Origin of the sequence: Mycobacterium bohemicum DSM 44277, from assembly GCF_001053185.1 — a bacterium.
GTDB classification, from domain to species: domain Bacteria; phylum Actinomycetota; class Actinomycetes; order Mycobacteriales; family Mycobacteriaceae; genus Mycobacterium; species Mycobacterium bohemicum.
The window spans coordinates 105,957-125,615 of record NZ_CSTD01000001.1; the positions used below are offsets into that span (position 1 = coordinate 105,957).

At 65.8% G+C, this 19,659-nt stretch carries 18 protein-coding genes; 14 read left to right on the top strand and 4 right to left on the bottom strand.

The window, feature by feature from the left end:
• The first annotated feature begins 24 nt into the window (after positions 1–24).
• Positions 25–948: a family 2A encapsulin nanocompartment shell protein gene (locus BN971_RS00545; RefSeq protein WP_085183468.1), complete on the top strand. Its 924-nt coding sequence runs from the start codon at positions 25–27 to the stop codon at positions 946–948.
• A complete protein-coding gene (locus BN971_RS00550; protein ID WP_090349713.1) occupies positions 935–2,776 on the top strand; it encodes a family 2A encapsulin nanocompartment cargo protein cysteine desulfurase in 1,842 nt (613 codons plus the stop codon). Before BN971_RS00545 ends, BN971_RS00550 begins: the two co-directional genes overlap by 14 nt.
• A 4-nt stretch (positions 2,777–2,780) precedes the next feature.
• On the opposite strand, the gene BN971_RS00555 is transcribed toward BN971_RS00550, so the two are convergent.
• The 3 genes from BN971_RS00555 to stf0 form a co-directional block, all read right to left on the bottom strand.
• Complete coding sequence (locus tag BN971_RS00555; protein ID WP_085183467.1) at positions 2,781–3,911, bottom strand: YeiH family protein; 1,131 nt, start codon at positions 3,909–3,911, stop codon at positions 2,781–2,783.
• A complete protein-coding gene (locus BN971_RS24860; protein WP_169718687.1) occupies positions 3,905–4,081 on the bottom strand; it encodes a hypothetical protein in 177 nt (58 codons plus the stop codon). The genes BN971_RS00555 and BN971_RS24860 overlap by 7 nt, the downstream gene beginning before the upstream one ends.
• 135 nt (positions 4,082–4,216) lie before the next feature.
• Positions 4,217–5,020, bottom strand: coding sequence for a trehalose 2-sulfotransferase (gene stf0, locus BN971_RS00560; protein WP_085183466.1), 804 nt, complete (start codon positions 5,018–5,020; stop codon positions 4,217–4,219).
• 587 nt (positions 5,021–5,607) lie between these two features.
• Here stf0 and BN971_RS00565 point away from each other — a divergent pair.
• From BN971_RS00565 to BN971_RS26390, 12 genes are read left to right on the top strand one after another with little or no spacing between them, the layout of a single operon-like run.
• Positions 5,608–6,375, top strand: coding sequence for an MlaE family ABC transporter permease (locus BN971_RS00565; protein WP_085183465.1), 768 nt, complete (start codon positions 5,608–5,610; stop codon positions 6,373–6,375).
• Positions 6,372–7,223: an MlaE family ABC transporter permease gene (locus tag BN971_RS00570; protein ID WP_085183464.1), complete on the top strand. Its 852-nt coding sequence runs from the start codon at positions 6,372–6,374 to the stop codon at positions 7,221–7,223. Before BN971_RS00565 ends, BN971_RS00570 begins: the two co-directional genes overlap by 4 nt.
• 4 nt (positions 7,224–7,227) lie before the next feature.
• Positions 7,228–8,505: an MCE family protein gene (locus BN971_RS00575; RefSeq protein ID WP_085183463.1), complete on the top strand. Its 1,278-nt coding sequence runs from the start codon at positions 7,228–7,230 to the stop codon at positions 8,503–8,505.
• Positions 8,502–9,530: an MCE family protein gene (locus tag BN971_RS00580; protein WP_085183462.1), complete on the top strand. Its 1,029-nt coding sequence runs from the start codon at positions 8,502–8,504 to the stop codon at positions 9,528–9,530. The genes BN971_RS00575 and BN971_RS00580 overlap by 4 nt, the downstream gene beginning before the upstream one ends.
• Positions 9,527–10,705, top strand: a complete 1,179-nt coding sequence (locus BN971_RS00585; RefSeq protein WP_139027017.1) for an MCE family protein — start codon at positions 9,527–9,529, stop codon at positions 10,703–10,705. Before BN971_RS00580 ends, BN971_RS00585 begins: the two co-directional genes overlap by 4 nt.
• On the top strand, positions 10,702–12,048 hold the full coding sequence (locus tag BN971_RS00590; protein WP_085183461.1) for an MCE family protein: 1,347 nt from the start codon (positions 10,702–10,704) through the stop codon (positions 12,046–12,048). The genes BN971_RS00585 and BN971_RS00590 overlap by 4 nt, the downstream gene beginning before the upstream one ends.
• Positions 12,045–13,166 carry an MCE family protein gene (locus BN971_RS00595; RefSeq protein WP_085183460.1) on the top strand — a complete coding sequence of 374 codons (1,122 nt, stop codon included), beginning with the start codon at positions 12,045–12,047 and terminating at the stop codon, positions 13,164–13,166. Before BN971_RS00590 ends, BN971_RS00595 begins: the two co-directional genes overlap by 4 nt.
• Entirely contained in the window at positions 13,166–14,647 is a 1,482-nt protein-coding gene (locus BN971_RS00600; protein WP_085183459.1) for an MCE family protein, read from the top strand. Before BN971_RS00595 ends, BN971_RS00600 begins: the two co-directional genes overlap by 1 nt.
• 33 nt (positions 14,648–14,680) lie before the next feature.
• Complete coding sequence (locus tag BN971_RS00605; protein WP_085183458.1) at positions 14,681–15,340, top strand: Mce protein; 660 nt, start codon at positions 14,681–14,683, stop codon at positions 15,338–15,340.
• Positions 15,337–15,978 (top strand): hypothetical protein, encoded by a 642-nt coding sequence (locus tag BN971_RS00610; protein WP_085183457.1) that lies wholly within the window; start codon positions 15,337–15,339, stop codon positions 15,976–15,978. The genes BN971_RS00605 and BN971_RS00610 overlap by 4 nt, the downstream gene beginning before the upstream one ends.
• On the top strand, positions 15,948–16,460 hold the full coding sequence (locus BN971_RS00615) for a CAP domain-containing protein (protein ID WP_085183456.1): 513 nt from the start codon (positions 15,948–15,950) through the stop codon (positions 16,458–16,460). Before BN971_RS00610 ends, BN971_RS00615 begins: the two co-directional genes overlap by 31 nt.
• A 25-nt stretch (positions 16,461–16,485) precedes the next feature.
• Positions 16,486–19,236: a molybdopterin-dependent oxidoreductase gene (locus tag BN971_RS26390; protein WP_085183455.1), complete on the top strand. Its 2,751-nt coding sequence runs from the start codon at positions 16,486–16,488 to the stop codon at positions 19,234–19,236.
• Between the two features lie 9 nt (positions 19,237–19,245).
• Here the strand turns inward: BN971_RS26390 and BN971_RS00625 are convergent, their stop codons facing one another.
• The gene (locus tag BN971_RS00625) at positions 19,246–19,551 is read right to left on the bottom strand and encodes a hypothetical protein (RefSeq protein ID WP_249262694.1); all 306 of its coding nucleotides are present in this window, start codon (positions 19,549–19,551) and stop codon (positions 19,246–19,248) included.
• Positions 19,552–19,659 lie beyond the last annotated feature (108 nt).

A 19,659-nucleotide genomic window follows, 5' to 3' on the forward strand; every position in this document is an offset into this window, starting at 1 on the left:
TCGACGATGCACGGAAGGACCACCATGACGTCGGCCCAAAACGAGTCTCAAGCACTTGGCGATCTCGCCGCCCGGCAGCTTGCCAACGCGACCAAGACAGTCCCGCAGCTCTCGACAATCACCCCGCGGTGGTTGCTACACCTGCTCAGCTGGGTGCCGGTTGAGGCGGGCATCTACCGGGTGAACCGCGTGGTCAATCCGGAACGCGTCGCGATTAAGGCCGAAGCCGGCGGCGGCACCGAAGAACCGCTTCCGTACACCTACGTCGACTACGAGACCAGCCCGCGCGAGTACACGCTGCGCAGCATTTCGACCCTGGTGGACATCCACACCCGGGTCTCCGACCTGTATTCCAGCCCGCACGATCAGATTGCCCAGCAGCTACGACTGACCATCGAGACGATTAAGGAGCGCCAGGAATCCGAACTGGTCAACAGCCCCGAGTACGGGTTGCTCGCCCAGGCGACTCCGGAGCAGACGATCCAGACGCTGACCGGCGGACCGACCCCTGATGACCTGGACGCGCTCATCACCAAGGTCTGGAAAACACCCAGCTTCTTCCTCACCCACCCGCTCGGGATTGCCGCGTTCGGCCGTGAGGCCACCTACCGCGGTGTGCCGCCCGTGGTGGTGAGCCTTTTCGGCGCCCAGTTCATCACCTGGCGCGGCATTCCGCTGATCCCTTCCGACAAGGTGCCGGTGGAGGACGGCAAAACCAAGTTCATCCTGGTGCGCACCGGCGAGGAGCGTCAGGGCGTGGTGGGCCTGTTCCAGCCGGGCCTGGTCGGTGAACAGGCGCCGGGCCTGTCGGTGCGGTTCACCGGCATCAACCAGTCGGCGATCGCCACCTACCTGGTCACCCAATACACATCGTTGGCTGTCCTCACTGACGACGCGCTCGCCGTGCTCGACGACGTCAATGTGGACCTGTTCCATGAGTACAAGTGAGTACCGCTCGGTAGACGCCGAAAGCGAGCTGCCCATCAGCGCCGCGGAACTGGCCGCGCTGGCCAATCAGCTCTACGCGTCCAGTTTCCGGCCGGGCTTCGACAGTCCGCCGCAAACCGCGCCCGTCGCGCCGCGGGGCACTGTGCCCGACCTCACCGCGGCCACGTCGGCCGGGCAGGGCGCCGCCCGAGCCGCCGACGTGTCCCCGGCGCCGGTTCCGGCGCTGGGTTTCACCGACATCTACGTTCCCGCGCCGACGTCTCCCGAGCCGGCCCCAGGCCCGCCGCAGACGGTATCGGTCGCGCCGCGGGCGGCCGGCCCCTACCCGGGTCGCGGCCTTGCCGACCTGACCGCCTTCGCGGTGCCGACCGGCATCGTGCCCACCGTGCCCGGCGTGCTGGCCGGGACCACGCCGGCCGTCGCGACGCCTCCGCACAGTTCGGCAGCTTCGTTGGTGCCTGAGGCGCCGTCGGTGGCCGACCTCGGCTGGTCTGACGCTCCCGGGACTAACGCCCCGGCCGGTGACGAGCGCAATTACCACTTCCTCGTCCCCTCGTTGGCCCAAATTGGCCCGGTGCCACGGTTTCCGGACGAGCACGAGATCTTCGACGTGAATGCGGTGCGGGCGGATTTCCCGATCCTTCGGGAAACCGTCAACGGAAAGCCGCTCGTCTGGTTCGACAACGCCGCGACCACCCAGAAGCCGCAGGCGGTGATCGACCGGCTGGCGTACTTCTACGCGCACGAGAACTCCAACATCCACCGCGCGGCGCACGAGCTGGCGGCTCGGGCGACCGACGCCTACGAAGAGGCCCGCGACACGGTTCGGCGGTTCATCGGCGCGGCCAAGAGCGAAGAGATCATTTTCGTGCGCGGCACCACCGAGGCGATCAACCTGGTGGCGTACGCGTGGGGCGGCAAGCACCTGTCGCCCGGTGACGAGATCGTCATCACCCATCTCGAGCACCACGCGAACATCGTTCCCTGGCAGATGATTTCGCAGAAAACCGGCGCGGTGCTGAAGGTCGCGCCCGTTGACGACGCCGGCAACCTGCTGATGACAGAATTCGAGGATCTGCTCGGGCCGAGGACGAAGCTGGTTGCGGCCACCCAGGTCTCGAACGCGCTGGGCACGGTGACCCCGGTCGAGCAGATCGTCGAACTTGGTCACCGCTACGGCGCACGAGTTCTGATCGACGGGGCACAGTCCGTTCAGCACATTCCGGTGGACGTCTCCACGCTCGGCGCCGACTTCTTCGTGTTCTCGGGCCATAAGATCTACGGGCCCACCGGGATTGGTGTGCTCTACGGAACCGAGGAGGCGCTCACCGAGACACCTCCGTGGCAGGGCGGCGGCAACATGATCGCCGACGTGACCCTGGAGCGGTCGCTGTATCAGGGGCTGCCGAGCAAATTCGAAGCCGGTACCGGAAACATCGCCGACGCCGTCGGGCTCGGGGAAGCGCTGCGCTACGTCGAGCGGCTCGGTGTCGACCGCATCGCGGCGTACGAGCACGCGGTGCTGGAGTACGCGACACCGCGCCTGGCCGCCGTCCCGGGCGTGCGGCTCGTGGGCACCGCAACCGAGAAGGCCAGCGTGTTGTCGTTCGTTCTGGCCGGCCACGACCCGCTGGAGGTGGGCAAGGCACTCAATGCCGAAGGGATTGCGGTGCGCGCCGGTCACCACTGCGCCCAGCCCATCCTGCGTCGCCTCGGCCTGGAGGCGACCGTTCGTCCGTCGTTCGCGTTCTACAACACGTTCGAGGAGGTCGACGTGTTCCTGAACGCGGTACGGCGGATCGCCGAGGGCGGCACCAACCTCGGGTGAAGCCCTACGTGCCCGCGTACCAACCGAATACGCGTGAGGTGAGCAGCACGATGCCCAGGGAGACCGAGGCGACCACGGTGAGCCCGATGATCGCGACCACGAGCGGCCGCCAGCCGGTGCGCGCGATCTGGCGGATGTCGGTGTTGAGGCCCACACCCGCAAAAGTCAGCAGGAACGCCCATTTCGACACGTTCGCAAGATTGGCGGACTGACCCTTGGTCAACCAGTGTGCGGTCGCGATCGCCGAAACCGCCAGAAAGCCGAGCACGAACTTCGGGAACTTCTCCCACACGAACGCGGCCTTGGCCTTGGCGCCGGGCGCGACCGCATCGGCCTGACCGCGGGCCGCCCAGAACAGCGCGAAGCCCAGCACGACGAAGCCGATCAGCGCGTTACGGGTCGACTTGACCAGCACCGCGATCTTGCCGGCATGATCGGAGTACAGGTAGCCGGTGGCGGTGGTTTCCGCCGTGTTGTCCACCGAAAGGCCGGCCCACAGCCCGAATTCGTGATCGGAGAGCCCGATCGCGTGGCCCAGCGGCGGCAACGCGAATAGGGACACGGCGCCCAACGCCAGGATCGCCGCGATCGCGTAACTGACGTCGGAGTTGCGGGCCCGGATCGCCCCCCGGGCCGCCACGATCGCCGACACGCCGCAGATGGAGGTGCCGATCGCCAACAGCGATGCGAGCTTGCCCGAGAGCCCGAAGGCGCGCGCCACGACGATGATGACCGTCCCCGCGATCGCCATGTCCACCAAGATCTGCACCAGGCTGGCACCGCCGAGTTTGGCGATGTCGCCCAGCACGAAGCGCGAACCGAGCGTGACGATCCCGACCTTGAGCCAGAATTCGTAGGTCAACACGCCGGGACGGAATATCGGGTGCAGGCCGACGGTGTTGGTGATCAGCAGCCCGATCACGATGGCCCACAACACATATTCGATGTCGGGCACGGTCCAGTGGTGGTGTTTGGCCAGCCCGTTCCACCAGATCTGGGCGTATTTGCCGAGCAAGCCCACACCTACCAGGAGGAGTACGCCCGGCACGTAGTCGAGTGGCCGGGTGCTGGTGAATGCCGCTTCGGCAGATGTTTCGTCGGGCTCGACGCGAACTGTGCTCACGCCGGTCACCAGGGGATCTTCGGAAGGACGTCAGCGACCGCCAGCGCGACGATCACACCCGCCACCGCCGTCGCCCACCAGTCCACCGACACCGAACTGACACGACTTGCCCAGTCGGGCTTGCGATCCGGCCCGCGCAGCGGGTCTTGGTCCCGCCCGTTATCTGACTCGCCTTCGCCCACGGTGACTGCTCCTCCAACGAGTCCGGCCCGTTCTGCTGACGGAATGGTGGCGCGTCCGGCCGCAGGGAACCAAGTGATTGGATCGGCCTGAATTTAGGTCAGTCGGTGAGCTTGGTTCCGTTCGCGGTCGTGTGGTCACGTTGGGAGGCCGTATTTCTCGGCGTCGGCACGGTAGTGATGCACCCACTCGTCGGATCGTCTGTCGGCCTGACGCTCCAGCACCGGCTCGGGCGCAAGCCGCGGGTCGAGCCCCAACGCCTCGAGGATGTCGGCGACCACGCGGGTCAGGTTGCGCCACAACACCTCATATGGGACCACCAATGGTTGGACGCCTTCTTCGGCGAACCAATTGGTCCAGCCCTCTTCCTGCGCACGGAGCATCGCGACGATATGGGCGATCGCCTGGGCGTGGTAGGTGGCGCGCGCGTCGCGGACCGGGTCGGGCCGGCCACGCCACACCCGCGTCTGCACCGCGCGCCAGAAGGAGACCGCCTGTGACACGACGTCGGGGCGGTAGACATGGATGAAGAGCGGTTCCTCGCCCACCACGTCGCGGATCGCTGCCAGCAGGCCGTCGCCGCTTCGCTGCTGCAGGTTCTTGGCGCGGGTCAGCAGCAGCGGCGTCTGGTTCCACATCAGTTTGCCGCCCCACACTCCGTTCGGAGTTCTGCCGACGGTGCGGATGTAGTCGCGCCAGATCTCCGCCGGCGCAAGGTCCGGCGTCCCGGGGTCGGTCGGGTCGAGCAGTCGCAGGATCGATTCGTCCTTGACGTCGGCGAACCATTCCCGGGGCTGGGGCGCCTGGCTGGTGGTGGGTAGGTATTGGAAGAATTCCTGGGGTTCACCGGCTACACCGGTGGCCCGCAGCGATTCCACCAGCAGAGTGCTCCCACTGCGCTGGGAAGCCAGCACGATGTACGACGACGGGGTAGTTGGCACCCGATGAGCGTATCCAGACCGGCGCGCCACCGCAGGCCGTGCATTTCCGCTCACGCTGAATCAAACCCTTGTTTCGAGTGCCATTTCTCCAAAGCGTGATGTTCGGGGCGCAGCCCGACAGTACGGTGGCCATGAATTCTCGATTGCTTTGCCTGCAGATGAAAAGTCGAACCACGACAAGATTCCGTCGGTCATTGGCGCTTGCAAAGCGCCCGAGGCGTCGTATGGCGTCGGCTGCGCGCGGGTCCCAGCGTCTTCGAGCGCCGCCTTCGAGCGGCGCACATCGGACTGGAATCCGAGGCTTCGCGCAGGTGGAAGCATACCGCGTCACCGGGAAGCCATGAACTGTTGGCCGAGTCTCGACCCCGCTTGCCAGATTTCTTCTGCTTGATCGCAAGGCTCACGCCGTCATGCACTGCCCGTTAGTGTCTTGCTTGTTCTATGCGCGCAAATAGGCATCGTGGTCGGCAAAAGCATGACGCTTTCGTGTCAGCCATTACAAGGAAGTTAATTGCTGGGCGAAATGACCGGAGAGAATGGGGCTGTGCATTGAGCCATATAGACGTCCGCTGGATTGAACGGACCCTATGACCGGCGCAATCGTTGCAAAGCCCATGAACGCTTTGGGCCAGTTCTTCATCCTCAGCATCGAATCGTTGGTCGCCACGGTGCGCGGGCCGTGGGCGTGGCGCGAGCTCCTCGAGCAGATCTGGTTCGTCGCCCGCGTCTCGATCTTCCCGACGATCATGCTGTCGATCCCGTATACGGTGCTGATCGTCTTCGTGCTCAACATCCTGCTCGTCGAGATAGGTGCGGGGGACCTGTCGGGGGCCGGCGCCGGGCTCGCTTCGGTGACCCAGGTCGGGCCGGTCGTGACCGCGATGGCGGTTGCCGGCGCCGGGTCGACCGCGATGTGCGCGGACCTCGGCGCCCGCACCATCCGTGAAGAGATCGACGCGATGAAGGTGATGGGTGTCAATCCGATTCAGGCGCTGGTGGTTCCGCGCATCATCGCCGCCACCTTCGTCGCGATGCTGCTCTACTCGGTGGTCGCGGTCACCGGCCTGACGGGCAGTTACATCTTCGTGGTCTTTGTCCAGCACGTCACCCCGGGAGCGTTCATCGCCGGGATGACCTTGATCACGGGGCTCCCGCAGGTGGTGATCTCGCTCATCAAGGCGACCCTGTTCGGGCTGTCCGCCGGCCTGATCGCCTGCTACAAGGGTCTCTCGGTGGGCGGTGGCCCCACCGGCGTCGGCAACGCAGTGAACGAGACCGTGGTGTTCTCGTTCATGGCGTTGTTCTTCATCAACATCGTGGTCACCGCGCTCGGAGTGAAGGTGACCGCCAAGTGACCGAGGCGGCGGCAGGCGAGCCCCCGTGGTTCATCACTGTGGGGCCGAGACTGGTGGCGGCAACCCGAAGGCTGGGCGAACAGACGGCGTTCTACGGGCAATCCTTGGCTTCGACCGCGGACGCGGTACGCCGCTACCCGGGAGAAGTTCTGCGGCTGATCGCGGACATGGGTATGGGGACCGGGGCGCTCGCGGTCATCGGGGGCACCGTCGGCATCATCGGCTTCCTCACCCTGACCACCGGTGCCCTTGTCGCGGTGCAGGGCTATGACGCCTTGTCCAACATCGGCGTCGAGGCGCTTACCGGATTTCTGTCCGCCTTCTTCAATGTCCGCATGATCGCGCCGTGCACCGCCGGGGTGGCATTGGCCGCCACGATCGGCGCGGGGACGACGGCTCAACTGGGCGCGATGCGCATCAACGAGGAGATCGACGCCCTCGAGGTCATGGGCATCCGGTCAATCCCTTACCTGTCCTCGACACGGATCATCGCCGGCGTCATCGTGGTCATCCCGCTCTACGCGGTTGCAGTTCTGATGTCCTTCTTCTCGGCCAAATTCCTGACGATCAACTTGTACGGTCAGTCACGCGGCGTGTACGAGCACTACTTCTCCACGTTCTTGCGGCCCACCGATCTGATGTGGTCGTTTCTGGCGGTCCTGGCGATGGCGACAGGCGTCATGGTCGTGCACACCTACTACGGTTTCACGGCCACCGGTGGTCCTGCGGGTGTCGGTGAAGCGGTTGGTCGTTCGGTGCGCTCGTCGATGATCGTCACGGCCTTCGTGGCCCTGATGATCATGCTGTCCGTGTACGGGCAGTCCGGCAATTTCAACCTGTCCGGATGACCGCATGAGCAACCGACTCGACACTGCCGGCGACACGGCAGGCAGAATCAACAGAGCGCGCACCAGCAGGATCGATCCGATCTGGTGGGCGCCGGCGTTGTTCATCCTGCCCGCGATTCTGATCGCGCTGACCGCTGGGTCCTTCACCGGCAAGTTCACCACGTATATTCCGCTCACGCTGGTGTCCGACCGCGCTGGGCTGGTGATGGAGCCCGGCGCCAAGGTCAAGTTGCGTGGGGTGCAGATCGGCCAGGTCGCCACGATCGCCACCGATGTGAAAGCGGCGCAGCTGCAACTGAAGATGGATCCGGGTCCGTTCAAGTACCTGCCGAGCGACTTGGCGGCGGAGATCAAGTCGACCACCGCGTTCGGGTCCAAGTACGTCGACCTGATCGTGCCCGAGCATCCCAGCCGCGTCCCGCTGAAACCGGGTGCGGTGGTGCATTCCCGCAACGTCACCGTCGAGGTGAACACAGTTTTCCAGAATCTTGAGTCGGTGCTGCAGGTCCTCGACCCGGCGAAGCTGAACGCGATCCTGTCTTCCTTCTCACAGGCGGTGCGCGGCAAGGGTGAACGGATCGGCGAAGCGATCACCAATGCCAACGATGTGCTGTTGACCGTCAACCCCCGGATGGAGACGATTCGCCGGGATTGGCAGCTGTTCGGCAAGACGGCGGCCATCTATTCGGATGCGGCGCAAGACATTTTGGCGATCCTCGACTCGGCTACGACCACCAGCGCCACCGTCACACAAGACCAGCAGTCACTCGACTCACTGCTGCTGACCGTGGCGGGCTTCAGCCAAACCGGCATCAACGTCATCGGCAGAAACGAATCGAACATCGTGCGGTCGATCGGCCTGCTCGATCCGACCACGGCGCTGTTCGCGAAATACTCCCCGACCTTCACCTGCCTGTTTCAAGGCGCGCAGTGGTACGTCGATCACGGCGGCCGGGACATGCTGGGCGGCAACGGCTATTCGTTCATCATGGATGCCGGTCTGCTCTTCGGCGACGACCCGTACCGATACCCGAAACACCTGCCGAAAGTGAACGCCACGGGCGGTCCCGGCGGCAGGCCCAGCTGTGGATCGCTACCCGATCCGAGCGCGAACTTCCCGGTGCGTGCGCTGGTCACCGACACCGGCTGGGGCGCGGCTCCCAACGAGATCCGCACCAATGTGGCCGCCGGGAACCCCTGGTGGTCCAACTACTTCCCGACCACGAAAAATCCGCCCGAAGCGCCACGCTACTTCTTCCGCGGGGGGCAGCCGCCGCCATGAGAAGGAAACTGTCCGGCACCATTGCACGGGTTTCACTGTTCACCGCCGTGTGCCTCGTCTTCACGTTCGCGCTCCTCGCCGTGTTCGGGCAGATGCGCTTCGAGGACCGCACCGGCTATCAAGCGGTCTTCAGCAACATCTCCGGTCTGAAGTCCGGCAACTTCGTCCGCATCGCCGGGGTGGAGGTCGGCAAGGTCGGGGACCTCACCCTGCATCGCGACGGCACGGTCACGGTCGGCTTCGGAGTCGACAAAGGCGTCCGGCTCACCGAGGGGACCAGGGCTGTCGTCCGCTACGAAAACCTGATCGGCGACCGCTATCTCGCGCTCGAGGACGGGCCGGGGCCGCCACACCGGCTACCACCCGGTGCGACGATCCCGCTCTCGCGAACGTCGCCGGCGCTGGACGTGGACGCCCTCATCGGCGGATTCCGGCCGTTGTTCCGCGCGCTGGACCCCGATCAGGTCAACGCCCTGTCCGGCCAACTGTTGCGAATCTTCCAGGGACAGGGCGGCACCATCGCCTCGGTGCTGTCGCAAACCTCTGTGCTGACCTCGACGCTGGCAGGGCGCAGCGAGCTGATCGGCGAGCTGATCACCAACCTGAACACCGTGTTGCACACTTTCGCGGTTCGCGACAAAGAGTTCTCCGACGGCCTGGACAAGCTGTCGCAGCTTGTGGAAGGCCTGGCGCAGCGCAAGGATGACATCTCCACCGGGCTGGCCTACATCAACGCGGCTGCCGGATCCGTCACCGACCTGCTGGTCCAGGCGCGCCAGCCGATCAAGGACGTGGTGCACGAGACGGACCGCATGTCTGCGCAGATCCTCGCCGACCGCGAGTACGTCGACAACTTGCTCAAGCAGCTTCCCGACACCTATCAGGTACTGGCACGGCAAGGCCTCAACGGCGACTACTTCGGCTTCTATTTCTGCGAGGTGCTGCTCAAGCTGAACGGCAAGGGCGGCAATCCGATCTATGTCAAACTGCTCGGACAGCCCAGCGGGCGGTGCACGCCGCAATGAAGCTACCCAGCCTCAAACCAGTGGGCCAGCGCAGCCCGGTCATGATCGGCGTCATCGGAACCGCGATCGTCGTCCTGATGACCGTCGCGGCATTTCAGTACGACAAACTGCCGTTGATCAAAAGGACGACCGACTACTCGGCGTACTTCTCCGAAGCGGGCGGGATCAAACCCGGCAGCACCGTCCGCGTTTCCGGCATGGGCGTCGGGCGGGTGTCGAGCGTCCGCCTGGAAGGCAACAGAGTTCGGGTCGGATTCACCGTTCGCAACGGGATCGAGCTGGGTGACCGCACCGAGGCGGCCATCAAGACGGAGACCATCCTGGGCAGCAAGATGGTGGAACTGACCCCCCGCGGAGAGGGCAGGCTGACGGGCAGCATTCCACTGGAGCGCACCACCTCGCCGTACGACCTGCCCGTGGCGCTGGGCGACCTGACGACCACGATCAGCGGGCTGGACACCAACCAGTTGTCCTCGGCGCTGACCACACTGGCCAACACGTTCAAGGAAACACCGGCGGATCTCAAGCCCGCGCTGGACGGCGTGGCCCGGTTCTCGCAAACCCTCAACAATCGCGACGAGCAGCTGCGCCACGTCCTGGCGAACGCCGACAAGGTCTCGGGTGTGCTGGGCCGGCGCAGCCGGCAGATCGCCGGCCTGGTGGCGAACTCGAACGCGCTACTGGCGGCTCTGCTGGACGAACGCGATTCACTCGACGCGCTGATGAACAACCTCACCGCGGTCTCACACCAGATCTCGGGGCTGGTCGACGACAACCGGACCCAGCTCAAGCCGGCGCTCGACAAGCTCAACGGGGTGCTCGAGATTCTGGACAACCGCAAGGAAGAAATCCAGCGGACCCTGCCGAAATTCAAACGGTATGCGATGTCGTTCGGCGAAGTCCTCGGATCCGGGCCGTTTTTCAAGGCATACGTTGCCAACCTGATCCCCGGTCAGCTGGGCGGTCCCACGCTGGACGCACGAATGTACGACAGGCCGCTGGACCCGAACCAGAAGTTGCCGTCGGAGGCGGTGGATCCGCCAACCGGAACCCCGCCCATTCCGCCCGAGGATGCTCCGCATCCGATCTGGTCTCAGCCGCCCTCGCCGGCGCCCGCGCCGGGCCCGCCCCCCGAACCCACCACGCCCGCACCCGCCGTAACCGGGGGTCAGTGACCATGACCCGCCGGACTCTGCGGAAAGCGACCGCCATCACCTTGGTCGCCACCCTGGCCGTCGCATCGCTGCTGATCGCCGGGAACCTATGGAACGACGTCGAAAAGAACACGTATTCGGCGTATTTCACCGAGGCCAACGGCCTGTTCGCCGGCGACGAGATCAGGATCCTCGGCGTCCCCGTCGGCGTGGTGGACAGCATCGAGCCGCAACCCGGCGGCTCCAAGGTCACCTTCTCCGTCGACAAGCAGTATTCGGTCCCGGCCGATGCCCGCGCTGCGATCCTGTCGCCGTCGCTGGTAACCGCCCGTGCGATCCAGCTCGTGCCGGCCTATTCCGGTGGCCCCAAACTTAGCCCCGGCGCATCGATCCCGCTGAACCGCACCGCGGTTCCCGTCGAATGGGACGACTTCCGCAAGCAGCTGGAGAAGCTGACCGACGCGCTGCAGCCGAGCGCGCCCGGCGGCGTGAACTCAGTCGGTGAATTCATCAACTCGGCGGCGGACAACCTGCGCGGCGAGGGAGACACTGCCCGCGACACCGTCATCAAGCTCTCCCAAGCGATTTCGGCACTCGGTGACCACGCCGACGACATCTTCAGCACGGTCCGCAATCTTCAGCTGCTCGTCTCGGCGCTGTACTCGAGCAGCGATCTGTTGGCGTCCCTCAACCACAACCTGGCCAGCGTCACGACCGTGTTCTCCAACACCCCCAACGAAGTCGCCAATGCAGTCAAGGGCCTCGACGGGGCGCTGGACGACTTGCGCGGCTTCCTCGCCGAAAATCGCGAAGCCGTCGGCGTTACGTTCGACCGGCTCGGTTCCATCACGACCGCGCTCAACGACAGCCGGGCTGACATCAAGCAGATCCTGCATGTCGCCCCGACGGTGTTCCAGAACTTCATGAACATCTATCAGCCGGCGCAGAGCGCGATGACCGGCATCCTGGCGTTGAACAACTTCGCCGACATCCCACAGTGGATCTGCAGTTCGATCGAGGCGGCCGCCAGAGCGCGGTTGGACAGGGTATCGAAGCTGTGCCTGCAGTACGTCAATCCGATCATCAAAAACCGCATCTACAACTACATTCCGGCGGGGATCAACCCGTTCGTCGGGACGCAGGCCCGGCCCGGCGAGATCACCTACAGCGAGGATTCGCTGCGGCCGGGTTATACGGCTCCTCAAGCGATCCCGCCGCCCGCCGACGTTGCTCAGCCGGCGCCTCCCGCGCAAGCCCCCGCACCGGAGCAACCGCCACCGGCCGAAGCACCTCCGCCGCCGAACGCGGCGAACAATTCGACGCAGGTGCTTCAGAACCTGATGCTGCCCACGGGGGCGCCGTGAGACGAGCGATAGCCCTCGGCCTCGGCGTGCTCTGCGTCGCAGCGCTTTCGGCCTGCGGCTGGCGGGGCTTGAACTCGTTCAAGTTGCCAGGCACCGCCGGCGGCGGGCCGGGCGCTTACACCATCCAGGCCCAGATGCCCGACGTGGTGACCATCCAGGAGAACACCCGCGTCCGGGTCAACGACGTGAACATCGGCGATGTCACCAAGATCGAGGTGCAGGACTGGCATGCCCTGGTGACCATGCGCATCGACGGCGATGTCCACCTGCCGGCCAACTCGACCGCGAAGCTGGGGCAGACCAGTTTGCTCGGTTCGATGCACATCGAACTCGCGCCGCCCAAGGACGAGCCGCCGGTGGGTCAGCTACGGGACGGGTCGGTCATCCCGCTGGCGCATGCGAGCATGTACCCCACCACCGAGCAGACCCTGGCTTCGGTGTCGCTGCTGCTCAACGGCGGGGGACTCGGGCAGTTGCAGGAGATAAACCAGGCCGTCGCCAAGGCATTCGCCGGCCGGGAAAACGACATGCGCAGTCTGCTGGGCCAACTGGACGAATTCATCCGCGGTACGAACGCGCAGACCGACGACATCATCGCGGCCGCCGAGAGTCTCAATTCGCTGGCCGGTCAGGTCGCCGCCAAAGACCAGGCCGTCGACAAGGCGCTGGAGACGGTTCCCAGGGCGCTGGCGGTGCTGGCCCGGGAGCGCACCAAGATCGCCGATGCGATCGATCAGCTCGGCAAGTTCAGCGCGATCGCGGCCGACACCATTCACCAGAGCAGGGAATCCCTGGTCAACAATTTGCGCAGTATCGCGCCGGTGCTGCGGTCGCTGGCCGACGCCGGGCCGTCGCTCACCAAGGGCTTGGACGGACTCGCCACCTACCCGTGGCCGACCTCCACGGTGAAGAACTGGTTCCGCGGCGACTACGCCAACCTCACGATGATCGTCGATCTGACGTTGAGTCGGATCGACACCTCACTTTTCACCGGCTCCCGCTGGGAGGGCAATCTCACCGAGCTCGAGATGCAGTGGGGACGCACGATCGGCATGCAACCGAGCCCCGTCACGGCAGGCAACCCGCTGGCCGTTCCCTATCACAACGGGGGATACTGATGCTGCGTCTGACCCGCCGGACATGGATCCAGTTGGCGGTCCTGGCTCTGGTCACCGTTGTCTCCTGTGGGGCAATGGCATTCGACTTCATGAAGCTGCCCGCCACGTTGTTCGGAATCGGGGAGTACAAGGTCACGGTCGACCTGCCGCAGTCCGGTGGCCTCTACCGGACGTCGGTCGTCACGTATCGCGGCACCGACGTGGGTCAGGTCAAGTCGGTCGACGTCACCGCCACCGGTGTGCGCGCGGTGCTCGCCATGCGCTCCGGGGTCAAAGTGCCCTCGGACGTGGAGGCTTCGGTGCACAGCCGCTCGGCCATCGGCGAGCAGTACATCGAATTGACCCCGCTACCAAGCAAAGAAGGGGAACATCCCCGGCCGTTGGGCGACGGCGACGTCATTCCCGTCGGCCAGGTCGACGTGCCCGTCGACATCGGACACCTGCTCGACGTGACCAACCGTGCGCTGCAGGCCATTCCGCGCGACAACCTGCGAACTGTTATCGACGAGGCCGATCGGGCCGTGGGCGGCCTCGGCCCCGAACTGTCACGGATCGTCGACGGGTCGACCGCATTGGCCAACGCGGGGGGCAAGACCGTCGACCCGCTTGCCGCTCTGATCGACCAAGCGCCTCCCGTTCTCAATTCCCAGGTACAGACGCCGGGAGCGATCGCCACGTGGGCCAACAGAGCCGCCGCGATCACCGCGCAATTCAAGGCCCAGGATGCCGCGCTGCGAGACCTGCTGACCGAGGGCAGGGCCGGGTTGGAGGAAGGCCGCGCGCTGCTCGATCGGGTAACCCCCGCACTGCCGGTGCTGACGGCGAATCTGGTCAGCCTCGGCGACATCGCCGTCGTCTACCGGCACGACATCGAGCAACTCCTGGTGCTGCTGCCCCAAGGTATCGCGGTGATGTCGGCGGCACTCATACCGAATCTGAACAGCAAGCAGGAATACAAGGGTTTCTACCTGGACTTCAACCTCAACCTGAACCTGCCTCCGCCGTGCACGACCGGCTTCCTGCCGCCCACGCAGCGGCGCTCACCGGCCGACGTCGACGCTCCCGACCGGCCGGCCGCGGATCTGTACTGCCGGGTCCCGCAAGATTCCGAGCTGAATGTCCGTGGGGCGCGGAATATCCCATGTGAGGCCAAGCCGTGGAAGCGTGCGCCCACCGTCGAAATGTGCGACAGCGACGAAGAATACGTGCCACTCAACGACGGCTACAACTGGAAGGGCGACCCCAACGCCACCTACAGCGGTCAGGGTGTGCCGCAGTACGCGCCGGGGCAGGATCCGCGACTGCCGCCGCCGCGAGGCACGGCTTCGGTGCCCGCGCCGCCGCCCGCGCCGGTCGCCGTCGCGACCTACGATCCGGCCACCGGTGACTACACAGGGCCGGACGGTCACCGCTACACCGAGTCGGACTTGGCGCATCCGCGCGCCAAGAACTGGCAGGCATTACTCGTCCCGACACCGTAAGCATTGCAGCAGTTTTCATCAGTGAGGAGCAACATGACCGACGACCCGGACAGCGCCGATAACCCTGACGCCGAGGCACAGGCGAGCGAGGGGCCGGCGGACCGCGACGGCGACGTTCTCGTCGACGACGCCGACGAAGATGAGGCCCCGGTGGACGAAGGCGCAACCGCCGGGCGGTTCGCTCGCCGACGGCGCCGCGCCCACCTTCCGCGCCTGTCGCACGTCGGGTCGGCATTGGTGGTCGGCTCCCTGATGGTGGTGGCGCTGTCCGGATCGGCCGGCTGGCTCGGGTATCGCGCCTATGAGAAACACGAGGAACAGGCGCAGCGCGACCTCTTCGTTTCCGTCGCCCGTCAGGGAGCGGTGAACCTGACCACGATCGACTACACCCACGTCGACGCCGACGTACAACGGGTTCTCGATTTGGCCACCGGAGCGTTCCGCGACGATTTCGAGCAGCGGTCCAAGCCGTTCATCGAAGTCGTCAGGGCGGCTCAGTCGAAATCCGAAGGGACGGTGACCGATGCGGGTCTGGAGTCTCAGCACGGGGACGCCGCTCAGGTGTTGGTCGCGGTCGCGGTGAAGTCGCGGACCGCCGGCGGCGAGCAGTCACCGCGCGAGTGGCGCATGCGCATCGACGTCAAGTCGGTCGGGAACGACGCCAAAGTCTCGAACGTGGTGTTCGTGCCATGACGACGCTGAGGGAGGAGGCCGCAGCCGTGGTCGAAGCTGACGCGGAGGATATCCAACCGGCTGTCGAGCACGAGACCGCGCCACACGAGCCGGCATCCGAAGATGGCGCCGGGGCGGCCGCTGAGGAAACCGGCAGCCAGAAGGTAAGGCGTCACATCAATTGGTCGCGGGTGCTCGCCTTCGGCGTGTTGCCCGGACTGGCCTTGATGTTGGGTCTGGCATCGGGGTATTTCGCCTGGCTTTACGGGTCGGCCAAAGACCGTGAGCTGTCCCGCACGGAGTCGGTGCGGATCGCCGGCGAAGACACCGTCGCGCTGCTGTCGTACACGGCGGACTCGGTGGACAGAGATCTCGGGACGGCGCGGGAGCGGCTGACCGGTGACTTCAAGGATGCTTACACCACGTTGACCCGGGAGGTCGTAATCCCGGGGGCAAAGCAGAAGCACATCTCGGCCACCGCAAAAGTCACTGCCGCGGCGCCAGTTTCGGCAACGGCCAACCAAGCGGTCGTACTGCTGTTCGTCAACCAGACGGTGACCATCGGCGACGGCGCGCCCACCGACACCCAGCCCGTCATCCGGGTGACCCTGGAGAAGGTCAAAGACCGATGGCTCATCTCGCATTTCGACCCGGTCTGATCGGTGGCCCGGCGGTTGCCGCCCTCGTGTCGGGAGCGGCGACGTTGGCGCCCCCGACCGCGCACGCCGACAACAAGCGGCTCAACAGCGCCGTCGTCTCCGCCGTCTACACCTTTCAGCATCAGGCGGGCTGCACCAACGACGTCATCCGGAACAACGCGCTGACGCTGGCCGCGCAGTGGCACGCAGAAGACATGATCAACAACCGAAACATCAACGACGACATCGGATCCGATGCATCGACGCCACAGGACCGCGCCAACGCCGCCGGCTTTCAGGGCAAGGCCGCCGAGACGGTGGCGATCAACCCGGCCATCGCGATCAGCAGTCTGGAACTGGTCAACCAGTGGTACGACAACCCCGACGACATGGCGATCATCCGTGACTGCGCCAACACCAACATCGGGGTGTGGTCGGACAACAGCATGGACCGCACGGTGGTGGTGGCCGTGTATGGCCAGCCCAACCCACGTAGCCGGTGAGACACGATCCCGAAGGGGTAGGCCGATGATCTTCACGCAGCACTATTTGGCTTGTTTGTCGCAGGCCTCCTACCTCATCGGCGACGAGACGACGGGACGTGCCGTCGTGGTTGATCCGCGGCGGGATATCGATGTGTACCTCGATGAGGCGGCCGGGCGCGGGCTCCGCATCGAGCGGGTGATCGAGACGCATATCCACGCCGACTTCCTGAGCGGCCACTTGGAGCTCGCCGCGGCGACCGGGGCGGTGATCTCTTTCGGGGCGGTGGCCGATGTGGAGTTTCCCATTCATCCGTTGCGCGACGGCCAACGGATCTCGCTGGGAGAAGTGACGCTGGAGGTTCTCGAGACACCCGGTCACACTCCGGAGTCGATCTGTGTGGTCGTCTACGAGCGCGCCGGCGATGCGGTGCCCTACGGCGTGCTCACCGGCGACACGCTATTCGTCGGTGACGTCGGTCGCCCCGATCTCTTTGTGAACTCCGGAGTGTCGGCGGACGAGCTCGCTCAGATGCTGCACGGTTCGCTGCGCGCCAAACTCCTGCAACTGCCCGATGCCACACGGGTGTTTCCCGGGCACGGCGCAGGGTCGGCGTGCGGCAAGCAGTTGTCGAGTGAGACGAGTTCGACGATCGGCGAGCAACGCCGGACCAACTACGCGCTGCGGGCCGCGAGCGTGGAGGAATTCGTCGCTGCTATCGCTGACGGCCAGCCGGCCCGGCCTCGCTACTTCGCGTTCGCCGCACACCGCAATCGGGAGCTGCGCCCGCTGCTCGACGAGAATTCCCCACCCCTGCTGGACATCGACGACGTGCGACAACGCAAAGAAGCGGGCGCCGTCCTCCTCGACAGCCGGGAACCGGTCGACTACGCCGCAAGACACCTGAGGGGAGCGATCAATATCCCCTTCCAGGGCCGCTTCGCCGAGTGGGCCGGAACTGTCGTGCCGCCCGAGCGCGACATCGTGCTCGTCGGTGACCCCGCTCTGGCGCGTGAATCTCGACTCCGCTTGTCGCGGGTGGGATTCGACGTTGTGGTCGGTCAATTGCGAGACCCTGCGAAGGTTTTCATGCAACGGCCCGACCTCGTCGCGCTGACTCCACGGTTGACCGTGGGCCAACTCGCCGAACTGCGCGGCCTGGAACCGCATCTCCAACTCGTGGACGTGCGCAACACGTCGGAGACGGCGGACGGCGTCATCCCAGGCGCGCGAAAGGTCCCGTTGGCGACCCTGACCGAGTCGTTGACCGGGTTGGATCCGGCGTCCCCGGTGATCGTGTACTGCGCCACCGGCTACCGATCGATGGTAGCGGCGAGCGTGTTGCGCAGCGCGGGATTCGACGACGTTTCCGATGTGGTGGGCGGGTTCGCGGCCTGGCGCAACGTAGGCTTTCCCGTTGCGGATGGCGACGAGATCGCCGACGACACGCCACAGATCGGCCCCCGGGCTGCCAAAGCTTTGGTCGATGCCGGCGCACTCCTGCTTGACGTGCGCGAACCTGACGAGTGGTGTAGAGAGCACGCGCCGGCCGCGATGCTGATGCCGGTCGACCGCGTGCAGAATCAGGAACACGAACTGCCTCGGGACCGCCGCATCGTGGTGGTGTGCCGATCGGGGGGCCGGTCGGCGGCGGTCACCGCGTTGCTTCGCCATTCGGGCTTCGATGCCGTTAACCTGACCGGCGGGATGTGCGCGTGGGCCGCTGCCGGTTTACCCGTGGTCAATGACGGCGGCGCCCCCGGTCTGGTAGTCCACCGCGAGGCGCCGCTGAACTGCGAAACCTCGCCGGGCGCGCTCATCGGAAGCATCGTCACGCCCTCCACGAACTTCTACGTCCGCAACCACTTCTCAACTCCAGAGCTGGATCCGGAGCGATATGAATTGACCGTCGAGGGAATCGTCGAGCGTCCGTTGCGCCTCCGCCTGCGCGATCTGCACAATTTGCCGGCGCAGTCGCTGGTCGCCACGCTCGAATGCGCCGGGAACGGCCGGACGCGTTTCGACCCGCCCGTCGACGGCGAGCAGTGGCACTTCGGTGCCGCCAGCACGGCCGAGTGGACCGGTGTACCTCTCGCGGAGCTGCTGGACCGGGCCGGTCTGTCGGCCTGCGCCCACGACGTCGTCTTCCGTGGGGCCGACTCGGGAATCGTCGACGGTGCGACTGCACCGGTGCGGTTCGAGCGCGCCCTGTCCGTCGAGGACGCACGGCAATCCGGCGCGCTGGTCGCCTACGCGATGAACGGCGAACCGCTGCCCCTGCAGCACGGCCGTCCGGTCCGACTGATCGTGCCGGGTTGGTATTCGGTCGCGTCGGTCAAGTGGCTGACCGAGATCGAGGTGATCGGCCACCCGTTCGAGGCCTTCTTCCAGACGAAGCGGTACCACTACGAATTTGAGCGCGACGGCGAGGTGGTTCGCGAGCCCGTCCGCCTGCAGCGCGTGCGGGCGTTGATCGCCCAACCCACCGACGGTGCCTACGTCAGCCCCGGAGACATCGTCGTGCGGGGAGTCGCGTGGTCGGGTGCGGCGCCGATCGACCGCGTCGACGTCTCCGTCGGCGGCGGACCGTGGCAACCCGCCAGGCTCCTGGGCGAACCCCGACGACACAGCTGGCAGTGGTGGGAGCTGTTCGCACGCTGCGATGCCCCGGGAGCCGTGACCGTGCGGGCGCGGGCGACCGACCAGGCCGGCAACACACAGCCCGACGAGCCCGAGTGGAATCGGCTCGGCTATGGCGGCAACGCGATCCAGACCGTGTCGATCGTGGTGGCGTAAGGCGGTCCGCTACCGGCTGGACATGAATTCGGCGGCGTCCTTCGAGCGCAGGCCGTTTCCGGCGGCGAGGTCGCACGAGCACTGCGGTGCGCCCCGGTGCAGCCACATCTGAGTCCCGCGCTTGCGCATGAGGTGCTGCGCGTAGACCCTGTCGCGCTGTTGCTGGGAGAACACCATGTCCAGGTTGACGGGCAACCCGGCCCAGTCGACTTCCTCGGGCGACCCCTGGTCGCCGGCCGGGCCGTCGAACCCGGCGTCGCGCCTCGGCCGACCGTGCAGCGGGCAGATATCGCGGCCGCTGTGCTCCCTAGCCACGCCCACGTCCCTCCTCGGATCCGAAACAGGTCTTCAGGCGATGGTGCGCCGGGCATGTTTCGGCCGCGGATGCGCGACGTTTCGGCCGCATTACGGGTTGCTGGGTAC

What these genes read in the sequence shown, in the direction of transcription:
- BN971_RS00605 (WP_085183458.1), top strand. Translation starts at nt 14,681, where the DNA reads ATGACCGACGACCCGGACAGCGCCGATAACCCTGACGCCGAGGCACAG.
- BN971_RS26390 (WP_085183455.1), top strand. Translation starts at nt 16,486, where the DNA reads ATGATCTTCACGCAGCACTATTTGGCTTGTTTGTCGCAGGCCTCCTAC.
- BN971_RS00580 (WP_085183462.1), top strand. Translation starts at nt 8,502, where the DNA reads ATGAGAAGGAAACTGTCCGGCACCATTGCACGGGTTTCACTGTTCACC.
- BN971_RS00585 (WP_139027017.1), top strand. Translation starts at nt 9,527, where the DNA reads ATGAAGCTACCCAGCCTCAAACCAGTGGGCCAGCGCAGCCCGGTCATG.
- BN971_RS00615 (WP_085183456.1), top strand. Translation starts at nt 15,948, where the DNA reads ATGGCTCATCTCGCATTTCGACCCGGTCTGATCGGTGGCCCGGCGGTT.
- BN971_RS00575 (WP_085183463.1), top strand. Translation starts at nt 7,228, where the DNA reads ATGAGCAACCGACTCGACACTGCCGGCGACACGGCAGGCAGAATCAAC.
- BN971_RS00600 (WP_085183459.1), top strand. Translation starts at nt 13,166, where the DNA reads ATGCTGCGTCTGACCCGCCGGACATGGATCCAGTTGGCGGTCCTGGCT.
- BN971_RS00550 (WP_090349713.1), top strand. Translation starts at nt 935, where the DNA reads ATGAGTACAAGTGAGTACCGCTCGGTAGACGCCGAAAGCGAGCTGCCC.
- BN971_RS00565 (WP_085183465.1), top strand. Translation starts at nt 5,608, where the DNA reads ATGACCGGCGCAATCGTTGCAAAGCCCATGAACGCTTTGGGCCAGTTC.
- BN971_RS00545 (WP_085183468.1), top strand. Translation starts at nt 25, where the DNA reads ATGACGTCGGCCCAAAACGAGTCTCAAGCACTTGGCGATCTCGCCGCC.
- BN971_RS00610 (WP_085183457.1), top strand. Translation starts at nt 15,337, where the DNA reads ATGACGACGCTGAGGGAGGAGGCCGCAGCCGTGGTCGAAGCTGACGCG.